Here is a 15,292-nt window from a genome sequence, read left to right as displayed (position 1 = left end):
GATTTGCGCGGAAAGGGAATGCGGCGAGGTCGTCTAATGCAGGCGCCCGTCCTCTCCCATGTCATGGCCGGGCAAAGCGCGAAGCGCCGCTTTGCTAGATGTTCCCGGCCATCCACGTCTTTAGTCCATTTGCAGCCAAGACGTGGATGCCCGGGTCAAGCCCGGGCATGATGGAGTTTGTGGTTCACTTCCCGCCGAACAGCGTGTCCAGCTTCGCGCCGGGATTGAGGTGTTCGGCATTCAGCTTGTCCCAGCCGCCGAATTCGTCCTCGACGCGGTACAGCTTCACTTCCGGGAATTTGTCCTTGTATTTTGCCATCACGGTCTTGTCGGTGACGCGGTTATAGCCCTTGGCTTCGATGTCCTGGCCTTCCGGCGAATACAGGAATTCAAGATAGGCGGTCGCGAGGGCCTTCGTGCCGTGCTTGTCGGCATATTTGTCGACGACGGTCACCGGGAATTCGGCGAGCACGCTGGTCGGTGGCACCACCACTTCATACTTGTCCTTGCCGCCGGCATCTTTGCCCGCAAGGTCGCGGATCGACGAGGTCTCGGCCTCGAAGGTGATCAGCACATCGCCGGTGCCGCGCTCGACGAAGGTCGTGGTGGCAGCACGGCCGCCGGTGTCAAACACCGGGACATTGGCGAACAGCTTCTTGATGAAGTCGTCAGCCTTGTCGGCACCATACTTGTTCTTCGCGAAGGCATAGGCGGCTAGATAGGTGTAGCGCGCATTGCCTGAGGTCTTCGGATTCGGGAAAATCACCTGCACGCCCGGCTTCACCAGATCGTCCCAGTCCTTGATGCCCTTTGGATTTCCGGCGCGCACCAGGAAGGCCGGCAGCGAGTAATAAGGCGAGGAATTATTCGGCAGCCGCTTGGCCCAATCGGCCGGAATGAGCTTGCCGCGATCATACAGTACCTGCACGTCGGTGACCTGGTTGAAGGTCACCACATCGGCCTCGAGGCCTTCGAGGATCGAGCGCGCCTGGCGCGACGAGCCGTTGTGCGACTGGTTGATGGTGACGTCCTGGCCGGTTTTGGCCTTCCACTGCTTGGCGAAAGCAACGTTGATCTCGGCATAGAGCTCGCGCGAGATGTCGTAGGAGACATTGAGCAGCGTGTTCGGCGTCTGCGCCTGGGCGGGTGCAGTCGCGAGAATGCCGAGTCCGGCGGCGAGAGCGATAATGAAACGGTTCACGTGTAGTCCCCTGTGAGTGAGAGCGATCGGATGGCCGGGAGCGGCGGCTGCGGCGTTTTGCCCGGCAAACGGTCCGGAATTTGCTGCGCAACGGGGGCGGGCACGGGTGCGATTTCGCGCAACTCCTGCGTCGGCCGACCGTTATTGAGAAGAAGCATCTACGACGCTTGGTGTTTGAGGACAAAAATTCTATAGTTAGAACGCCTCGAAGAAGATAAAATCTTCTCTTTGCGCCTCGTTATCGAGAGATATATAGAATATAATTCCAGTCAACCCCCGAATTCGGGGCAGCGGAGTATGTATGCGGTTTCTGCCTGTCTTCCTCGATTTGCAGACCGGGCCGATCATTCTTGTCGGCCAGGGCGAACTCGTGCGCGCCAAGCTGAGGCTGCTGCTGGCGGCCGGTGCGCGGATTCGCTGGTACGCAACGGACGGCAATCGTGACACGTCCGGGCTCGATGCCGATGGCGTGGCGCGCATTGAGCATGTCGAGGGCGATCCGGTGACCGCCGATCTTTCGGGGTGCATCGCGGTGCTCTGCGCTGGCGCCGGTGAACTCGGCCACGCGGTGGCTGCGCGCGCCAAAGCGAGTGGTGTGCCCGTCAATGTGATGGATGAGCTTGCGCACTCCACTTTCATCTTTCCGGCCATCGTCGACCGCGGCGATGTGGTCGTCGCCGTCGGAACCGGCGGTGCGTCGCCGGTGGTGGCGCGGCGTGTGCGCGAAAAGATCGAGGCGATGCTGCCTGCGCGGATCGGCGATCTGGCCGGCTTCATCGGGCGCTGGCGCAAACCGATCAACGACAAGATCGCCGAGGCTCCGTTGCGTCGCAGGTTCTGGGAGCGCATCGTCGACGGTCCGATCGGCGCGCTGGTGCTGGCGGGGCGAGGTACCGAGGCCGAGAAGGTGCTGACGGGAATCGCCGATCTCTCGATCTATGCGGGTGCAGCGCAGGCCGGCGTTGTCGAAGGTCACGTCACGCTGGTGGGAGCTGGGCCGGGCGATCCGGATCTCCTGACCATCAAGGCGTTGCGCGCGCTGCAGGACGCCGACGTTGTATTTTACGACGAACTGGTGTCCCCCGAAGTGCTCGACCGCATCCGCCGGGATGCATCGCGCATTCCCGTGGGTCGTCGGGTCGGCAAGCCTGGCATCGGTCAGGATGCGATCCACAAATTGCTGATCGAGGCCGCGAAAGCTGGGCAACGCGCCGTGCGCTTGAAGGGCGGCGATCCCTTCATCTTCGGGCGCGGTGGCGAGGAGATCGAAGCGCTGCGCGAAGCGGGTGTTGCTTACTCCGTTATTCCCGGCATCACCGCGGGTCTTGGCGCTGCGGCTATGTTCGAGGCGCCGCTGACCTATCGCCGCGAAGCGCTGCGCATCACCTTCCTGACGGCGCACAAGGAAAAGGACGCCGACAAGGTCGACTGGTCGACGCTCACCGACGAGAAGATGACAGTCGTTGTTTATATGGGTATGACCGCTGCCCCCACGATCCGCGCTGGATTGCTCGCTGCCGGGCGCTCGCCACAAACGCCGGTTGGCGTGTTTGCGCGCGTGACGCGTCCGGACGCGCAAGCGGCGGTGGGTGTGCTCGACGATCTCCCGGCGCTGGTCGACCAGATCGATGGTGGTCCGGCGGTTCTCATCATTGGCGATGTCGTGGCGCATTCTGCGCCGTGGCGGGCCGCTCAGATCAACAAGCTCGTTTCAGATTTATTGGTGGCTGCCGAATGACCTCTCCGCTGCAACAGAAAATCAAGATCACCGGCCCGTCGGTGGTGACTGCCAACCGTACCTGGGACGGCGTGGTGATTTATCGCGATGCCCATAAAGGCTGGACCACCGACCTCGCAGAGGCTGCCATTGTGCGCACTGCCGATGATGCGCGTGCGCTGCTTGCTGAATCCACAGCCGATGACGTTGGCGCCATCGGTCCCTATATCGCGCCGGTCGCCGTGAACGACAACGGCACCGTCGAGCCCGGCAATCTCCGTGAACAGATTCGCCGCAAGGGCGTCACCATCGACCTTCCGGCTTCGGCTTAAGGCACCTGAATTATGTATGCTTATGATGAAATCGACCGCACGCTGATCAACGAGCGTGTCTCGGAATTCCGCGATCAGGTGAAGCGCCGTCTCGCAGGTGAACTCACCGAAGATGAGTTCAAGATGCTGCGGTTGATGAACGGCGTCTATCTTCAGCTTCACGCCTATATGTTCCGCGTCGCCATTCCCTATGGCACGCTGTCATCGCCGCAACTGCGCAAGATGGCGCATGTGGCGCGACGCTATGACCGCGGCTATGGCCACTTCACCACACGGCAGAACATCCAGTTCAATTGGATCAAGCTCGCCGATCTGCCGGATGCTCTGGAAGATCTTGCTTCGGTCGGCATCCACGCGATGCAGACCTCGGGCAATTGCACACGCAATGTCACCACCGATCAATGGGCAGGTGTCGCGCCGGGCGAGGTCGAGGATCCACGCATCTGGGCGGAATTGCTGCGGCAGTATTCGACCATGCATCCGGAATTCTCGTTCCTGCCACGCAAGTTCAAGATTGCGATCACTGCGTCGGCCCATGATCGCGCGGCGATCAAGGTGCATGACATTGGTCTGCGAATTCACAAGAACGAGGTCGGCGAAACTGGCTTCGAAGTGTTGGTCGGCGGTGGCCTCGGTCGCACACCATTCATCGGCAAGGTGATCAAGCCGTTCGTGCACGGCCGCGACATTCTGAGCTACGTCGAGTCCATCCTGCGCGTCTACAACCAGTATGGCCGCCGCGACAATATCTACAAGGCGCGCATCAAGATTCTGGTTCATGAGCTGGGCATCGAGAAATTCGCCGCCGAAGTTGAGGATGAGTGGCTGGCAACGCGCGAGAGTGCGCTGACGCTGGACAACGAGGTTGTCGAGGATATCCGCTCGCGCTTCAGCTATCCGCACTATCAGAAGCTCTCCGACACGCCGGACGAGTTGGCGGCCGCGTCGGCCGATCCGCATTTTGCGCGCTGGCTCAAGAACTCGGTCGCGCCGCATCAGCGGACCGGCTACGCCATCGTGACATTGTCGTTGAAGCCGGTGGGCGGCCCGCCCGGCGATGCCACGGCCGACCAGATGGATGCGGTTGCCGATCTTGCCGACAAATACTCGTTCGGCGAAATCCGCGTGGGCCATGAGCAAAATCTAGCGCTGCCGAGCGTGGCCAGGCGTGATCTGCCCGCACTGTGGCGGCAGCTCGACAAGCTCGGCCTCGCCACGCCGAACGTCAATCTGGTCACCGACATCATCGCATGCCCTGGCCTGGACTACTGCTCGCTGGCTAATACGCGTTCGATCCCGATCGCGCAGGAACTAACGCGGCGTTTCGCCAATAACGATCTCGCGGAGCTGATCGGTCGGCTGCATATCAACATCTCCGGCTGCATCAATGCCTGCGGCCATCACCATGTCGGCCATATCGGTATTCTCGGCGTCGAGAAGAACGGCGAGGAATTCTTCCAGATCACAATCGGTGGCCGTGCCGACGAGCATGCCGTGGTCGGCACCCTGATCGGACCGGCGGTGCCTTTTGCCGAGGTAGCCGACGTCATTGAGGATATCGTCGAAGCCTATTTGGCACTGCGTGCCCGGCCGGACGAATTGTTTGTCCAGACTGTCGAACGCCTCGGCGTCGAGCCGTTCAAGGAGCGCGTTTATGCCACTCGTTAAGCAAGGCAAGATCGTTGCCGACGGCTATATTCACGTGGCAGACGATGCGGAGATTCCGGTCGACGGAGCGACGTTGATTCCGGCCGCGCGTTTTCTCGCCGACCCGGAGGCGCTGCTGAAGCGCAACGGCCCGACCGGCGTGATCTGGCCAAACAACCGCGATCCGGAAGATCTGGTGCCTTATCTCGACAAGCTCGCGGTGGTCGCGCTGGTCTTCCCGTCGTTCCGCGATGGCCGAGCCTACAGTCAGGCGCGCCTGCTGCGTGAGCGCTACAAATACAAGGGCGAATTACGGGCAACCGGCCAGGTGTTGCGCGATCAGTTCGTCATCATGCTGCGCGCCGGTTTCGATTCATTCGAGGTGAAGAAGGATGCCGATGCGGAAGCCTTCGCGGCCACAGTGAAGCGTTACACGGTGTTCTATCAGCCCACCGGCGATGGCCGCATCACGGCGCTGCATCAGCGCATGCAATTGCGTCATGCGGAGAACGCGCGCTAATTCGCCGCATGTCGACGGCTTTCGCAGCGTTGGTTGATGACAAATGACCAGCGCGCGATACGGTCTCCATACGAAGGCATATTCATAGCACATTGCTGCCGTCATGCCGCCAACATTGGAATCTGGTTTCGTTGACTTAGCGGTGCTTCTTCAAGATTTTGCCCCCACCTCATGACGATCTTGTTGTGAGGTTGGATGGAGATCAAAATGGTCCGTCGTATTCTTCCCGTCATTGCGGGTCTCTTAATTGCAACATCGGCGCACGCGGCAGACATTTCGCTGCTCAACGTGTCGTATGACCCGACGCGCGAGCTGTATGTCGATTTCAACAAATCGTTCGCTGCTGCGTATCAGAAGGAAACCGGCAAGAGCGTCGAGATCAAGCAGTCGCATGGCGGCTCGGGGGCGCAGGCGCGCTCTGTGATCGATGGTCTGCAAGCCGATGTGGTCACCCTCGCGCTCGCCTACGACATCGACGCAATCGCCAATAAGGGCCTGCTGGCGAAGGACTGGCAGAAGCGCCTGGCGCAGAATTCATCACCCTATACGTCGACCATCGTTTTCCTGGTGCGCAAGGGTAACCCCAAGGCCATCAAGGACTGGGACGATCTGATCAAGAGCGGCGTCAGCGTCATCACGCCAAATCCGAAGACTTCTGGCGGCGCGCGCTGGAACTATCTCGGCGCCTGGGGCTATGCTCTGAAGAAATATGGATCGCAGGACAAGGCAAAGGAATTCGTCGGTAACATCTTCAAGAACGTTCCGGTTCTCGATACCGGCGCGCGTGGCTCGACCATCACTTTCGTCCAGCGCGGTGTCGGCGATGTCTTGCTGGCCTGGGAAAACGAGGCGTATCTGGCAATCCAGGAATTCGGCAAGGACAAGTTCGAGATCGTCGCGCCGTCGCTTTCAATTCTCGCCGAGCCGCCGGTCGCCGTCGTTGATACCGTCACCGATAAAAAGGGTACTAAAGCCGCTGCCGAGGCCTATCTGAAATACTGGTACACCAAGGAAGGTCAGGAGATCGCCGCGCGCAATTTCTATCGTCCGCGTGATGCCGATATTGCCAAAAAGTACGAGGCTTCCTTCGCCAAGGTTGATCTGTTTACGATCGACGACGTGTTCGGAGGTTGGACCAAGGCGCAGAGCGAGCACTTTACCGACGGCGGCGTGTTCGACAAGATCTACAAGAACTGATCGTTCGCAGCGAAACATCCAGACCGGTATGCCGGTCTGGAGCTTTTACCAAAGCAAGGGGACATTGTGAGCGCGGCACCTAAACGAAGTTCGTTGCCGGGGTTCGGCCTGAGCATGGGCCTGACCCTGACATGGCTGTCGCTTTTGATTCTGATCCCGTTGGCCGGGTTGTTCGTCAAGACAGCCGATCTCAGTCTCTCGCAGTTCATCGATACCGTCACCAGCAACCGCACCCTACACGCGCTCAGGATTTCGTTCGGATTGGCCTTCGCTGCTGCGCTGGTCAATCTGGTCGCTGGCCTAATTATCGTCTGGGCCCTGGTGCGGTACCGATTTCCCGGTCGCCGGCTGTTTGATGCCATTGTCGATATTCCGTTCGCCCTTCCCACTGCAGTGGCAGGCATCGCGCTGACGACGTTGTTCGCGCAGAACGGATGGCTCGGCGCGCCGCTGGCGTCGCTCGGCATCAAGGTGGCGTTTACGCCGCTCGGAATTTTCCTGGCGATGGTCTTCATTGGCATTCCGTTCGTGGTGCGGACGGTGCAGCCGGTGCTGATCGACCTCGATGTCGAGATCGAAGAGGCCGCGGCCTGTCTCGGTGCCTCCCGCTGGCAAACCATCACCCGCGTCATCATTCCCAGCCTCACGCCGGCCATTCTCACCGGCTTCGCGCTGGCGTTCGCCCGCGCCGTTGGCGAATATGGCTCCGTGATCTTCATCGCCGGCAACCTTCCAAATGTGTCGGAGATTGCGCCGCTCTTGATCGTCATCCGGCTGTCGGAATTCCGCTACGCCGATGCGACGGCGATCGCGGTGGTCATGCTGGTCTTCTCATTCCTGATCATCTTCGTGCTCAATCGGCTGCAGCGCTGGGCGCAGACACGCGCGCTGGCCGTGAGTTGACCTGACATGACCATTACAATTATCAATTCGCCAGTCACCGTGGAGCGCGCCCAGTCCGTGGCACGACAGGACCTGCATACTGAGCCATGGCTCGTGCGCGGCATCATTATCGGTGTCGCAGTGATGTTCCTGACAGTGTTCGTGGTCCTGCCGCTGATTTTGGTGTTCTCGGAGGCATTGTCCAAGGGCGTTGGGTTCTATCTGTCGGCCTTGGCAGATTCCGAGGCGCTCTCGGCCATCTGGCTGACGCTGATCACTGCAGTGATCTCGGTCAGCCTCAATCTGGTATTCGGCGTTGCCGCCGCTTGGGCGGTGGCCAAATTCGAATTCAGGGGCAAGACCTTGCTGGTCACCCTGATCGATCTGCCGTTCTCGGTCAGCCCCGTTATCTCCGGTCTGGTATTTGTGCTGCTGTTTGGTGCGCAGGGTTTCTTTGGGCCATGGCTGATGTCGCATGGCATCAACATTCTGTTTGCCGTGCCGGCGATCGTGTTGGCGACCACCTTCGTCACCTTCCCGTTCGTCGCCCGGGAGCTGATACCGCTAATGCAGGAACAGGGGTCGCAGGAGGAAGAGGCTGCGATATCGCTCGGAGCGAGCGGTTGGCGTACCTTCATTGTGGTGACGCTCCCCAACATCAAATGGGGCCTGCTCTACGGCGTATTGTTGTGCAATGCGCGGGCGATGGGTGAGTTTGGCGCGGTTTCGGTGGTGTCGGGCCACATTCGCGGCGAGACCAACACCATGCCGCTGTTGGTGGAAATCCTGTATAATGAATATCAACTGGTGGCGTCGTTCGCGATCGCGTCATTGCTGGCTCTGCTGGCGCTCTTGACGCTGATCGCAAAGACCATCCTCGAAGGCCAGATTGAAGAAGGACAGCTGCCCCGTGACGATTGAAGTTCGGAATATCGTAAAGCAGTACGGTGCCTTCAAGGCGCTGGATAATGTCGACCTCAGGGTTGCTGATGGCGAGCTGCTCGCGCTGCTCGGACCGTCCGGTTCCGGCAAGACGTCATTGCTGCGAATTATCGCTGGGCTCGATTGGCCGGATTCCGGCGAAGTCTCATTCGATGGTGAAAATGCGCTGGCCCGCGGCGCCGGCGAGCGCCACGTCGGTTTCGTGTTCCAGCACTATGCGTTGTTCCGCCACATGAGCGTGTTCGAGAATGTGGCCTTCGGCCTGCGCGTGCAGCCGCGCGCCGTGCGCAAGAGCGAAGCGCAGATCCGCGCGCGGGTGAAGGAGCTTCTCGATCTCGTGCAGCTCGACTGGCTCGCCAATCGCTATCCCAGCCAGCTCTCGGGCGGCCAGCGGCAGCGTATTGCGCTGGCGCGTGCGCTCGCCATCGAGCCGCGCATTCTGCTGCTCGACGAGCCGTTCGGTGCGCTTGATGCCAAGGTCCGCAAGGAGTTGCGGCAGTGGCTGCGCACGTTGCACGAGGAAATCCACGTCACCTCGATCTTCGTCACGCATGACCAGGAGGAGGCGCTCGAAGTCGCCAACCGCGTCGTGGTGATGGACAAGGGCAAGATCGAGCAGATCGGCACGCCTGGCGACGTTTACGATAACCCGGCGACGGCTTTCGTGCACTCATTCATAGGCGAGTCGATCGTGCTCCCGGTCGATGTAAGCGACGGCCAGGTGAAGCTCGGCCATCGCCCGCTCAACATCGATGCGGGCAGTGCAAGCGGACCGTCGAAATTGTTTGTTCGTCGTCACGACATGCAGATCGGTCCGCTCGGCGAGGGAGCCCTCGAAGGCACCGTGCGCCGCGTCCGCACCTTCGGCCCGATCCAGCGCGCCGACATCGCGTTGTCCGGCGATGATACGCTGGTGGAGATCGATGCCCCGCGCGACCGTCCGCTCACCACGGGCGATGCGATCAGCCTGCAGCCGCGGCGCTACCGGATCTTTGCCGGGCAGGAGTGACTGGCGCTTTCTAAAAATCCCCTGCGTTCACCTTTCAGCCACGGTTGGTGTGCAACAACGGCCCCTCGATTTGGGGGATTGCCGATGAAGCGGGTGGCTCTGGCCAGTCTGGGATTTCTGTTGCTGGCAGGGTGCGCGGGGACCGTCGATACCGTGCCGGACCAGCCCACCATGTATCTCAGCATGGCCAATGGTGGCGCCAAGCTCGATCCGGTGGCCGCAGCCTCGATGATCTCACTGTACCGGCAGAACAATGGCCTCGGTCCGGTAGTGGTCGATCCCGCATTGATGGCTCTGGCGGAAGACCAGTCCACCGCCATGGCGAAACGGAACAAGCTCGATCACGACATCAAGGCGCCGCTGGCCAAGCGTCTGAATGCCGGCGGTTATCCGGCGACTCTGGCGGTCGAGAACGTCTCGGCCGGCTATCACACTATGGCTGAGGCCTTTTCTGGCTGGCGGGACTCGCCACCGCATCGGGCCAATATGCTGAAGTCTGGTGTCACAAAACTGGGCATCGCGGCGATCTATGCTCCCAACACCAAATACAAGGTGTTCTGGACCATGATCCTGGCGTCGACGGATTCCAAATAAGCCTTCCCAGATAGCCGAAGCGTGATGGTGCTCTGCACCATCCCTGATTGACGTCGCCGCAAGGGGGCGCCACGGTATGGTTCCCGTCGCCGACAGGATCGAGTGGTCTCATGGATATGTCCGATCAGCCTCAATCCAGCGCTGCCAGCAAACCCGCCGAAGCCAAGCGCGTCCTGGTGCTGCAAGGGGGCGGCGCGCTTGGCTCCTATCAGGCCGGCGCCTATGAGGCGCTGTGTCATCATGATTTCGAGCCGGAATGGGTGGCTGGCATCTCCATCGGTGCCATCAATGCGGCGATCATCGCGGGCAACGAGCGCGACAAGCGGATCGGCAAGCTCAAGGAATTCTGGGAGATGGCGGCATCGCCGGTCCCCTGGAGCCCGATGCTGACGGATGATCGCGCGCGCTCTTATTTCTACGAGGCAGGAGCCGCTGTCATTGCTACATTCGGCGTGCCAGGCTTTTTCGTGCCGCGGATTCCACCAGCACCACTGTGGCCGCCCGGCAGTCCGCAGTCGCAGAGCTTTTACGACACCGCGCCGCTGAAGGCGACGCTGGAACGGCTGGTCGACTTTGATCGTCTCAACGATTGCAAGATCCGGTTGAGCGTCGGCGCTGTGAGCGTGACCACCGGCAACTTCACTTATTTCGACAACACGCTCTTCAAGAAAGATCGCAAAAGGATCGAGCCCGAGCACATCATGGCCTCCGGCGCGTTGCCGCCGGGGTTTCCATCGATCGTGATCGATGGCGAGCATTTCTGGGATGGCGGCATCGCCTCAAACACGCCGCTGGATTTTGTGCTGGACGATGTAACCAGCGATCTGCTGATCTTCCAGGTCGATCTGTTCAGTGCGCGCGGGCCATTGCCGCAATCGATCCTGGAAGCGCAGGAGCGTGAAAAGGACATTCGATATTCCAGCCGCACCCGCATGAACACCGACAAGAACAAGAAGATTCACAACATCCGCAAGGCGCTGCGTGATCTGATTGGTAAATTGCCGGCAGAACTGAAGCAGGATCCTGGAGTGGCGCTGCTGTCGGAAGCCGCGAAGGAAAATACCGTCACGGTGGTGCATCTGATCTATACGAGCAAGAATTACGAGTCGTCGTCGAAGGACTACAATTTCTCGCGCATCGGGATGGTGGAGCACTGGGGTGCCGGTGAGCGCGATGTATTCCTCTCGATGCGCCACAAGGACTGGTTCGAGCGACCGCAATCCGATGAATCGATGGTGACGCATGCGCTCACCGCCGACGATTACAATGACCTCCCGCAGCATTTGACGTCCAACAGGAGCAAGTAATGGCTAATCTCACAGGCAAGACCGCCGTCGTCACCGGTTCGACCAGCGGCATCGGCCTCGCTTATGCGCGCGCTTTCGCAAGCGCTGGCGCCAATATCGTCATCAACGGCATGGGCGCGCCTGCTGACATCGAGAAGGAACGCGCCGCGATCGAGAGCGATTTCAAGGTCAAGGCGATCCATTCGCCAGCGGACATGACCAAGCCGGCTGAAATTGCCGAAATGATCGCGCTCGGCGAGAAGACCTATGGATCGGTGGATATTCTCGTCAACAATGCAGGTATCCAGTTTGTGTCGCCGATCGAGGAATTCCCGATCGAGAAATGGGATGCGATCATCGCCATCAATCTCTCTTCGGCCTTCCATGGCATCCGCGCCGCCGTGCCCGGCATGAAGAAGCGCGGCTGGGGTCGCATCATCAACACCGCCTCAGCGCATTCGCTGGTCGCCTCGCCATTCAAGTCGGCTTATGTCTCTGCCAAGCACGGCATCGCCGGCCTGACCAAGACCGTGGCGCTGGAAGTGGCCACCCACAAGATCACCTGTAATTGCATTTCGCCTGGCTATGTCTGGACGCCGCTGGTGGAGAAACAGATCCCCGACACCATGAAGGCGCGCGGACTGACCAAAGAGCAGGTCATCAACGACGTCCTGCTGGAAGCGCAGCCGACCAAGGAATTCGTAACGTCCGAGCAGGTTGCGGCATTGGCCCTGTTCCTGTGCGGTGACGATGCGGCGCAGATCACCGGCACCAATCTGTCGATCGATGGCGGTTGGACGGCGGAATAAGTTTGCTTCCTGACCTCCTCCTGCTTTGCAGGGGGAGGTTGTTAGGCGCCTTGCTTTCCGAAGGCGAGCACGTGCAGTCCAAGCCGCTGTCGCACGATCCAGAACAGCAGGATCGTCTCGAATGTAAGCGCGATCGACGTTGCCGCGGCGGCGCCATGGCCGCCGAATTTCGGCACCAACACGAGACACAGCACCAGGTTCATCACGAAAGCCGACGCGTAGGCCACGGCGCAAATATGTTGGTGACCGAGCATGTTGAGCAGCCGCTCCACCGGGCCGATGGCAGCGCGGACCACGAGGCCGATGGCAGCGATGAACATGATGTCGTAGCCGCTGGTGAATTGCGGCCCGAAAAGCCATAGCAGCGGCTTGCCCAGAGCGAGCAGGATCAGCGTCGCCGCGAGCGACGGCCAAAATGTCCATTTGATCGCGTGGGTGACGTAAGCGGCGAGGCGGTCCTTGTCGCCGGCCGCGTGATATTCGGTAAAGCGATGCGCCGTTGTCGCCGACATCGCATAGTGGATGAATGACACCAGCGCCAGGGTCTTCACCACGGCGAAATACACACCGACTTCGTCAGATGAGACAAACTGCTGCAGCACCAGCACGTCGGTGTAGGACAGCAGCAGATAGAAGCTCTCGACCAGCAAGATCGGCAGCGACACTGCGAGCCAGCCGCGATAGTCATAGGCCTTTGGGCCGGGCTCGATATGCGCCGCGAGCCGGCGATTGAGTACGATCATCTGGCCGATCATCGCAACCCACACTGCCGCGACGCTGGCCAGCATCGCGATGGTCGCACCAAGCTTAAAGCCCAGTGCGAAGGCGCCGGCGGTGAAGCCGATGATGAGCGCCTGGCGGATGATGAATTGCGGCATCAGGCCGAGGCGCATCCAGTCATGGGAGCGCGCGATACCATCCTGCGTGTTGGCAACGACGAAGGCCGGCAGTGTCAGGCAGCCGAGATAGAGCGGCACCACCGTGTCGGCGTCGATCCACGGCGAGATGAGCCTGACGAGGCCAGCGAGCAGCAGCGAGATTATCACCGAGACGATACCGGTCATCCAGCGGCTGCCAGAGAGGAAGCCGCGGAGCCGCGCGTGGTCGCCGCTGGCGCGATACTCCGGGATGATCTTCTGGGCTGAAGCGGCGATGCCGAAATCCATCATCGAGCCGAGCAGCAGTACCCATGTCCAGACATAGACATAGATGCCGTAATCCGACGTGCCCATCCAGCGCGCCAGCAGGATCTGGGAGAAGTAAGCGAGGCCGGCCGAGATCACGCGGATGAGGAAGATAGTGCCGGCGAGGCGGCGCGTCAGCGAGGCTTCGCCTGAGCCGGTGAACAGCGCGCGCAGCCTGGCCTTGAGGCCGGTGGGCGCGGTTGCGGGTGCGGAGTTTGCGTCCATCACGGCCACGACAAGGTCCTCAGCCGCAGGCGTGCGGCAGCGGTCTGGCGTAGCAAGCAGTCGTTAACATCCGGTTGGACGGAGATATACAGGTTGCGCGCAACAGGTCACGCGCCAGCGGTATCAGGGCAGGTTGACGTTGAATTCATAGGCGCGGTCGCTGCCGACCAGCGTCAGTTTCAGGGCCGCGCCATCGGTCGTGGCGCCGGGCGGCACGCCGTCGAGTTCGAAGCTGAAGCGCTTTACGCCCGGCGGGCTCTTGGCCTCGAGTTTGGGGATTGGCAGCGCCCATTCCGGCGTCGGGCCCTCGACGAACAGGTTGGGTTCGCTGCCTTCGGGCGCCACGACGTCAACGAACACATTCTTGCCCTCGCGCTTGAGGTCGCGCACCGTCAGCGGACTGGTGTCGCCCATGGTTGCCGGCTTAGGCACGGTATCGAGCGCCGCGGTCAGCGCGCCGTCTTCAGTGCTGGCCACGCTGGTAAAAGCGAGTTCGGCATTGGCGTCGACCGGAATGCAGAGCTTGTCGCAGACCGCGTAATTGATCGCCGCACGGAGAATCACCGGCTTGCCGGGGTCTTTGGCGATCACCCGCATCGGTAGCACCACCTGTTTCACATAGCCGAGCGACAGGCCACCAGCTCCATCCTCGAATTTTTTCGGCGCCGGCCACAGGATGGTGACGGTATCCAGGTTCTCCGATTTGGAGAAATCGAAGCGGGGCGGCACCCCGGAATCACCGGGGTTCCGCCAGTAGGTGTGCCAGCCGGGCTGCAGCTGGATCGCTATACCCCCCAGCATCACAGGACCGCTACGCGAGCCTGCCACAAGCCTGATCTGCGAATGACTGTCTATCTGCCAAGGTGAGGTGTCCTCCGCCTGCGCGCTGCAGGTGAGGAGCAGGCCCGCGGCGCAGACAGCGACAATGTGGTGCGGAACAGATGCGGTCATCGGGCGTCCTTACAGGGTGGGCCTGTCATAAAGCCAAACCTGTCTTAAGCTATTGAACTGCTTGTGATCCGGTTTTCGTATGCGTTGCGGAAGGCTGATTGACAGAACCCAGACCCAATATCAGGATAGGCAACGAAATGAGAGCGGTTTGCTGATGGAACCCACTCGCAAGCGCCCCCGGAAAAGCCGCGCGAAATCCGGCGCCGGCGACACTGGCAACTACCTCGACGGGCAGTTGCTGATCGCCATGCCTGTGATGGAAGACGAGCGCTTCGCCCGTTCGGTGATTTACGTCTGCGCGCATTCGTCGGAAGGTGCCATGGGCATCATCGTCAATCGGCCTGCGGGGAGCATCGATTTTCCCGAATTGCTGGTTCAACTGGACATCATTGAAAAGTCCGACAGCATCAAGCTCCCGGAAAGCGCCGAAAGCATGAAAGTGCTGAAGGGCGGTCCGGTCGAGACCGGCCGAGGTTTCGTGCTGCATTCCAGCGATTTCTTCATCAAGGACGCGACATTGCCGATCGACGATGGCGTCTGCCTCACCGCGACCGTGGATATCCTGCGCGCCATCGCCAATGGCGGTGGACCCAAGCACGCGATTCTCGCGCTGGGCTATGCCGGCTGGGCGCCGGGCCAGCTGGAAGACGAAATCCAGGGCAACGGCTGGCTGCATTGCGCAGCTGATGAGGATCTCATCTTCGGCGGTGACGTTGAGGAGAAGTATCTTCGCGCGCTGCAGAAGATCGGGATCGCCCCGGGGATGTTGTCGGCCGAGGCCGGGCACGCGTGAGCG

At 60.7% G+C, this 15,292-nt stretch carries 15 protein-coding genes; 12 read left to right on the top strand and 3 right to left on the bottom strand.

Features of this window, described 5'->3' with window-relative positions:
- Window positions 1-184: 184 nt before the first annotated feature.
- A complete protein-coding gene (gene cysP / locus CHC01_RS17140; protein WP_089265423.1) occupies window positions 185-1,201 on the bottom strand; it encodes a thiosulfate ABC transporter substrate-binding protein CysP in 1,017 nt (338 codons plus the stop codon).
- A 301-nt stretch (window positions 1,202-1,502) separates the two neighbouring features.
- Between cysP and cysG the strand changes: the two genes are divergently transcribed.
- The 11 genes from cysG to CHC01_RS17085 all read left to right on the top strand — a co-directional run bounded on the left by cysG (window position 1,503) and on the right by CHC01_RS17085 (window position 12,136).
- Window positions 1,503-2,939 carry a siroheme synthase CysG gene (gene cysG / locus CHC01_RS17135; RefSeq protein WP_089265422.1) on the top strand — a complete coding sequence of 479 codons (1,437 nt, stop codon included), beginning with the start codon at window positions 1,503-1,505 and terminating at the stop codon, window positions 2,937-2,939.
- Window positions 2,936-3,250: a DUF2849 domain-containing protein gene (locus tag CHC01_RS17130; RefSeq protein ID WP_089265421.1), complete on the top strand. Its 315-nt coding sequence runs from the start codon at window positions 2,936-2,938 to the stop codon at window positions 3,248-3,250. The genes cysG and CHC01_RS17130 overlap by 4 nt, the downstream gene beginning before the upstream one ends.
- Before the next feature lie 12 nt (window positions 3,251-3,262).
- On the top strand, window positions 3,263-4,918 hold the full coding sequence (locus CHC01_RS17125) for a nitrite/sulfite reductase (RefSeq protein ID WP_089265420.1): 1,656 nt from the start codon (window positions 3,263-3,265) through the stop codon (window positions 4,916-4,918).
- On the top strand, window positions 4,905-5,417 hold the full coding sequence (locus tag CHC01_RS17120) for a DUF934 domain-containing protein (RefSeq protein ID WP_089265419.1): 513 nt from the start codon (window positions 4,905-4,907) through the stop codon (window positions 5,415-5,417). Before CHC01_RS17125 ends, CHC01_RS17120 begins: the two co-directional genes overlap by 14 nt.
- A 207-nt stretch (window positions 5,418-5,624) precedes the next feature.
- A complete protein-coding gene (locus CHC01_RS17115) occupies window positions 5,625-6,614 on the top strand; it encodes a sulfate ABC transporter substrate-binding protein (RefSeq protein WP_089265721.1) in 990 nt (329 codons plus the stop codon).
- Between the two features lie 66 nt (window positions 6,615-6,680).
- The gene (gene cysT / locus CHC01_RS17110; RefSeq protein ID WP_089265418.1) at window positions 6,681-7,517 is read left to right on the top strand and encodes a sulfate ABC transporter permease subunit CysT; all 837 of its coding nucleotides are present in this window, start codon (window positions 6,681-6,683) and stop codon (window positions 7,515-7,517) included.
- 6 nt (window positions 7,518-7,523) lie between these two features.
- Window positions 7,524-8,417: a sulfate ABC transporter permease subunit CysW gene (cysW, locus tag CHC01_RS17105; RefSeq protein ID WP_089265417.1), complete on the top strand. Its 894-nt coding sequence runs from the start codon at window positions 7,524-7,526 to the stop codon at window positions 8,415-8,417.
- Window positions 8,407-9,447 (top strand): sulfate/molybdate ABC transporter ATP-binding protein, encoded by a 1,041-nt coding sequence (locus tag CHC01_RS17100; RefSeq protein ID WP_089265416.1) that lies wholly within the window; start codon window positions 8,407-8,409, stop codon window positions 9,445-9,447. Before cysW ends, CHC01_RS17100 begins: the two co-directional genes overlap by 11 nt.
- Window positions 9,448-9,531: 84 nt before the next feature.
- Window positions 9,532-10,041, top strand: a complete 510-nt coding sequence (locus CHC01_RS17095) for a CAP domain-containing protein (protein WP_089265415.1) — start codon at window positions 9,532-9,534, stop codon at window positions 10,039-10,041.
- Window positions 10,042-10,151: 110 nt separating this feature from the next.
- Window positions 10,152-11,348 carry a DUF3734 domain-containing protein gene (locus CHC01_RS17090; protein ID WP_089265414.1) on the top strand — a complete coding sequence of 399 codons (1,197 nt, stop codon included), beginning with the start codon at window positions 10,152-10,154 and terminating at the stop codon, window positions 11,346-11,348.
- Window positions 11,348-12,136 (top strand): 3-hydroxybutyrate dehydrogenase, encoded by a 789-nt coding sequence (locus CHC01_RS17085; protein ID WP_089265413.1) that lies wholly within the window; start codon window positions 11,348-11,350, stop codon window positions 12,134-12,136. The genes CHC01_RS17090 and CHC01_RS17085 overlap by 1 nt, the downstream gene beginning before the upstream one ends.
- Window positions 12,137-12,177: 41 nt before the next feature.
- Here CHC01_RS17085 and CHC01_RS17080 read toward each other — a convergent pair whose 3' ends face one another.
- Together CHC01_RS17080 and CHC01_RS17075 are read right to left on the bottom strand one after the other, a co-directional pair.
- Window positions 12,178-13,554 (bottom strand): flippase, encoded by a 1,377-nt coding sequence (locus CHC01_RS17080; RefSeq protein WP_176454616.1) that lies wholly within the window; start codon window positions 13,552-13,554, stop codon window positions 12,178-12,180.
- A 114-nt stretch (window positions 13,555-13,668) separates the two neighbouring features.
- Complete coding sequence (locus tag CHC01_RS17075; RefSeq protein ID WP_089265411.1) at window positions 13,669-14,496, bottom strand: protein-disulfide reductase DsbD domain-containing protein; 828 nt, start codon at window positions 14,494-14,496, stop codon at window positions 13,669-13,671.
- A gap of 154 nt (window positions 14,497-14,650) precedes the next feature.
- Between CHC01_RS17075 and CHC01_RS17070 the strand changes: the two genes are divergently transcribed.
- Window positions 14,651-15,289: a YqgE/AlgH family protein gene (locus CHC01_RS17070; RefSeq protein ID WP_089265410.1), complete on the top strand. Its 639-nt coding sequence runs from the start codon at window positions 14,651-14,653 to the stop codon at window positions 15,287-15,289.
- Window positions 15,290-15,292: the final 3 nt, after the last annotated feature.

This window comes from Tardiphaga sp. OK246, from assembly GCF_900188215.1.
GTDB lineage: Bacteria > Pseudomonadota > Alphaproteobacteria > Rhizobiales > Xanthobacteraceae > Tardiphaga > Tardiphaga robiniae.
Note: the sequence above shows the minus strand (reverse complement) of the source record. Positions and strands in the feature narration are given on the sequence as shown.

What these genes read in the sequence shown, in the direction of transcription:
- cysG (WP_089265422.1), top strand. Translation starts at nt 1,503, where the DNA reads ATGCGGTTTCTGCCTGTCTTCCTCGATTTGCAGACCGGGCCGATCATT.
- CHC01_RS17130 (WP_089265421.1), top strand. Translation starts at nt 2,936, where the DNA reads ATGACCTCTCCGCTGCAACAGAAAATCAAGATCACCGGCCCGTCGGTG.
- CHC01_RS17125 (WP_089265420.1), top strand. Translation starts at nt 3,263, where the DNA reads ATGTATGCTTATGATGAAATCGACCGCACGCTGATCAACGAGCGTGTC.
- CHC01_RS17120 (WP_089265419.1), top strand. Translation starts at nt 4,905, where the DNA reads ATGCCACTCGTTAAGCAAGGCAAGATCGTTGCCGACGGCTATATTCAC.
- CHC01_RS17115 (WP_089265721.1), top strand. Translation starts at nt 5,625, where the DNA reads ATGGTCCGTCGTATTCTTCCCGTCATTGCGGGTCTCTTAATTGCAACA.
- cysW (WP_089265417.1), top strand. Translation starts at nt 7,524, where the DNA reads ATGACCATTACAATTATCAATTCGCCAGTCACCGTGGAGCGCGCCCAG.
- CHC01_RS17095 (WP_089265415.1), top strand. Translation starts at nt 9,532, where the DNA reads ATGAAGCGGGTGGCTCTGGCCAGTCTGGGATTTCTGTTGCTGGCAGGG.
- CHC01_RS17090 (WP_089265414.1), top strand. Translation starts at nt 10,152, where the DNA reads ATGGATATGTCCGATCAGCCTCAATCCAGCGCTGCCAGCAAACCCGCC.
- CHC01_RS17085 (WP_089265413.1), top strand. Translation starts at nt 11,348, where the DNA reads ATGGCTAATCTCACAGGCAAGACCGCCGTCGTCACCGGTTCGACCAGC.
- CHC01_RS17075 (WP_089265411.1), bottom strand. Translation starts at nt 14,496, where the DNA reads ATGACCGCATCTGTTCCGCACCACATTGTCGCTGTCTGCGCCGCGGGC.
- CHC01_RS17070 (WP_089265410.1), top strand. Translation starts at nt 14,651, where the DNA reads ATGGAACCCACTCGCAAGCGCCCCCGGAAAAGCCGCGCGAAATCCGGC.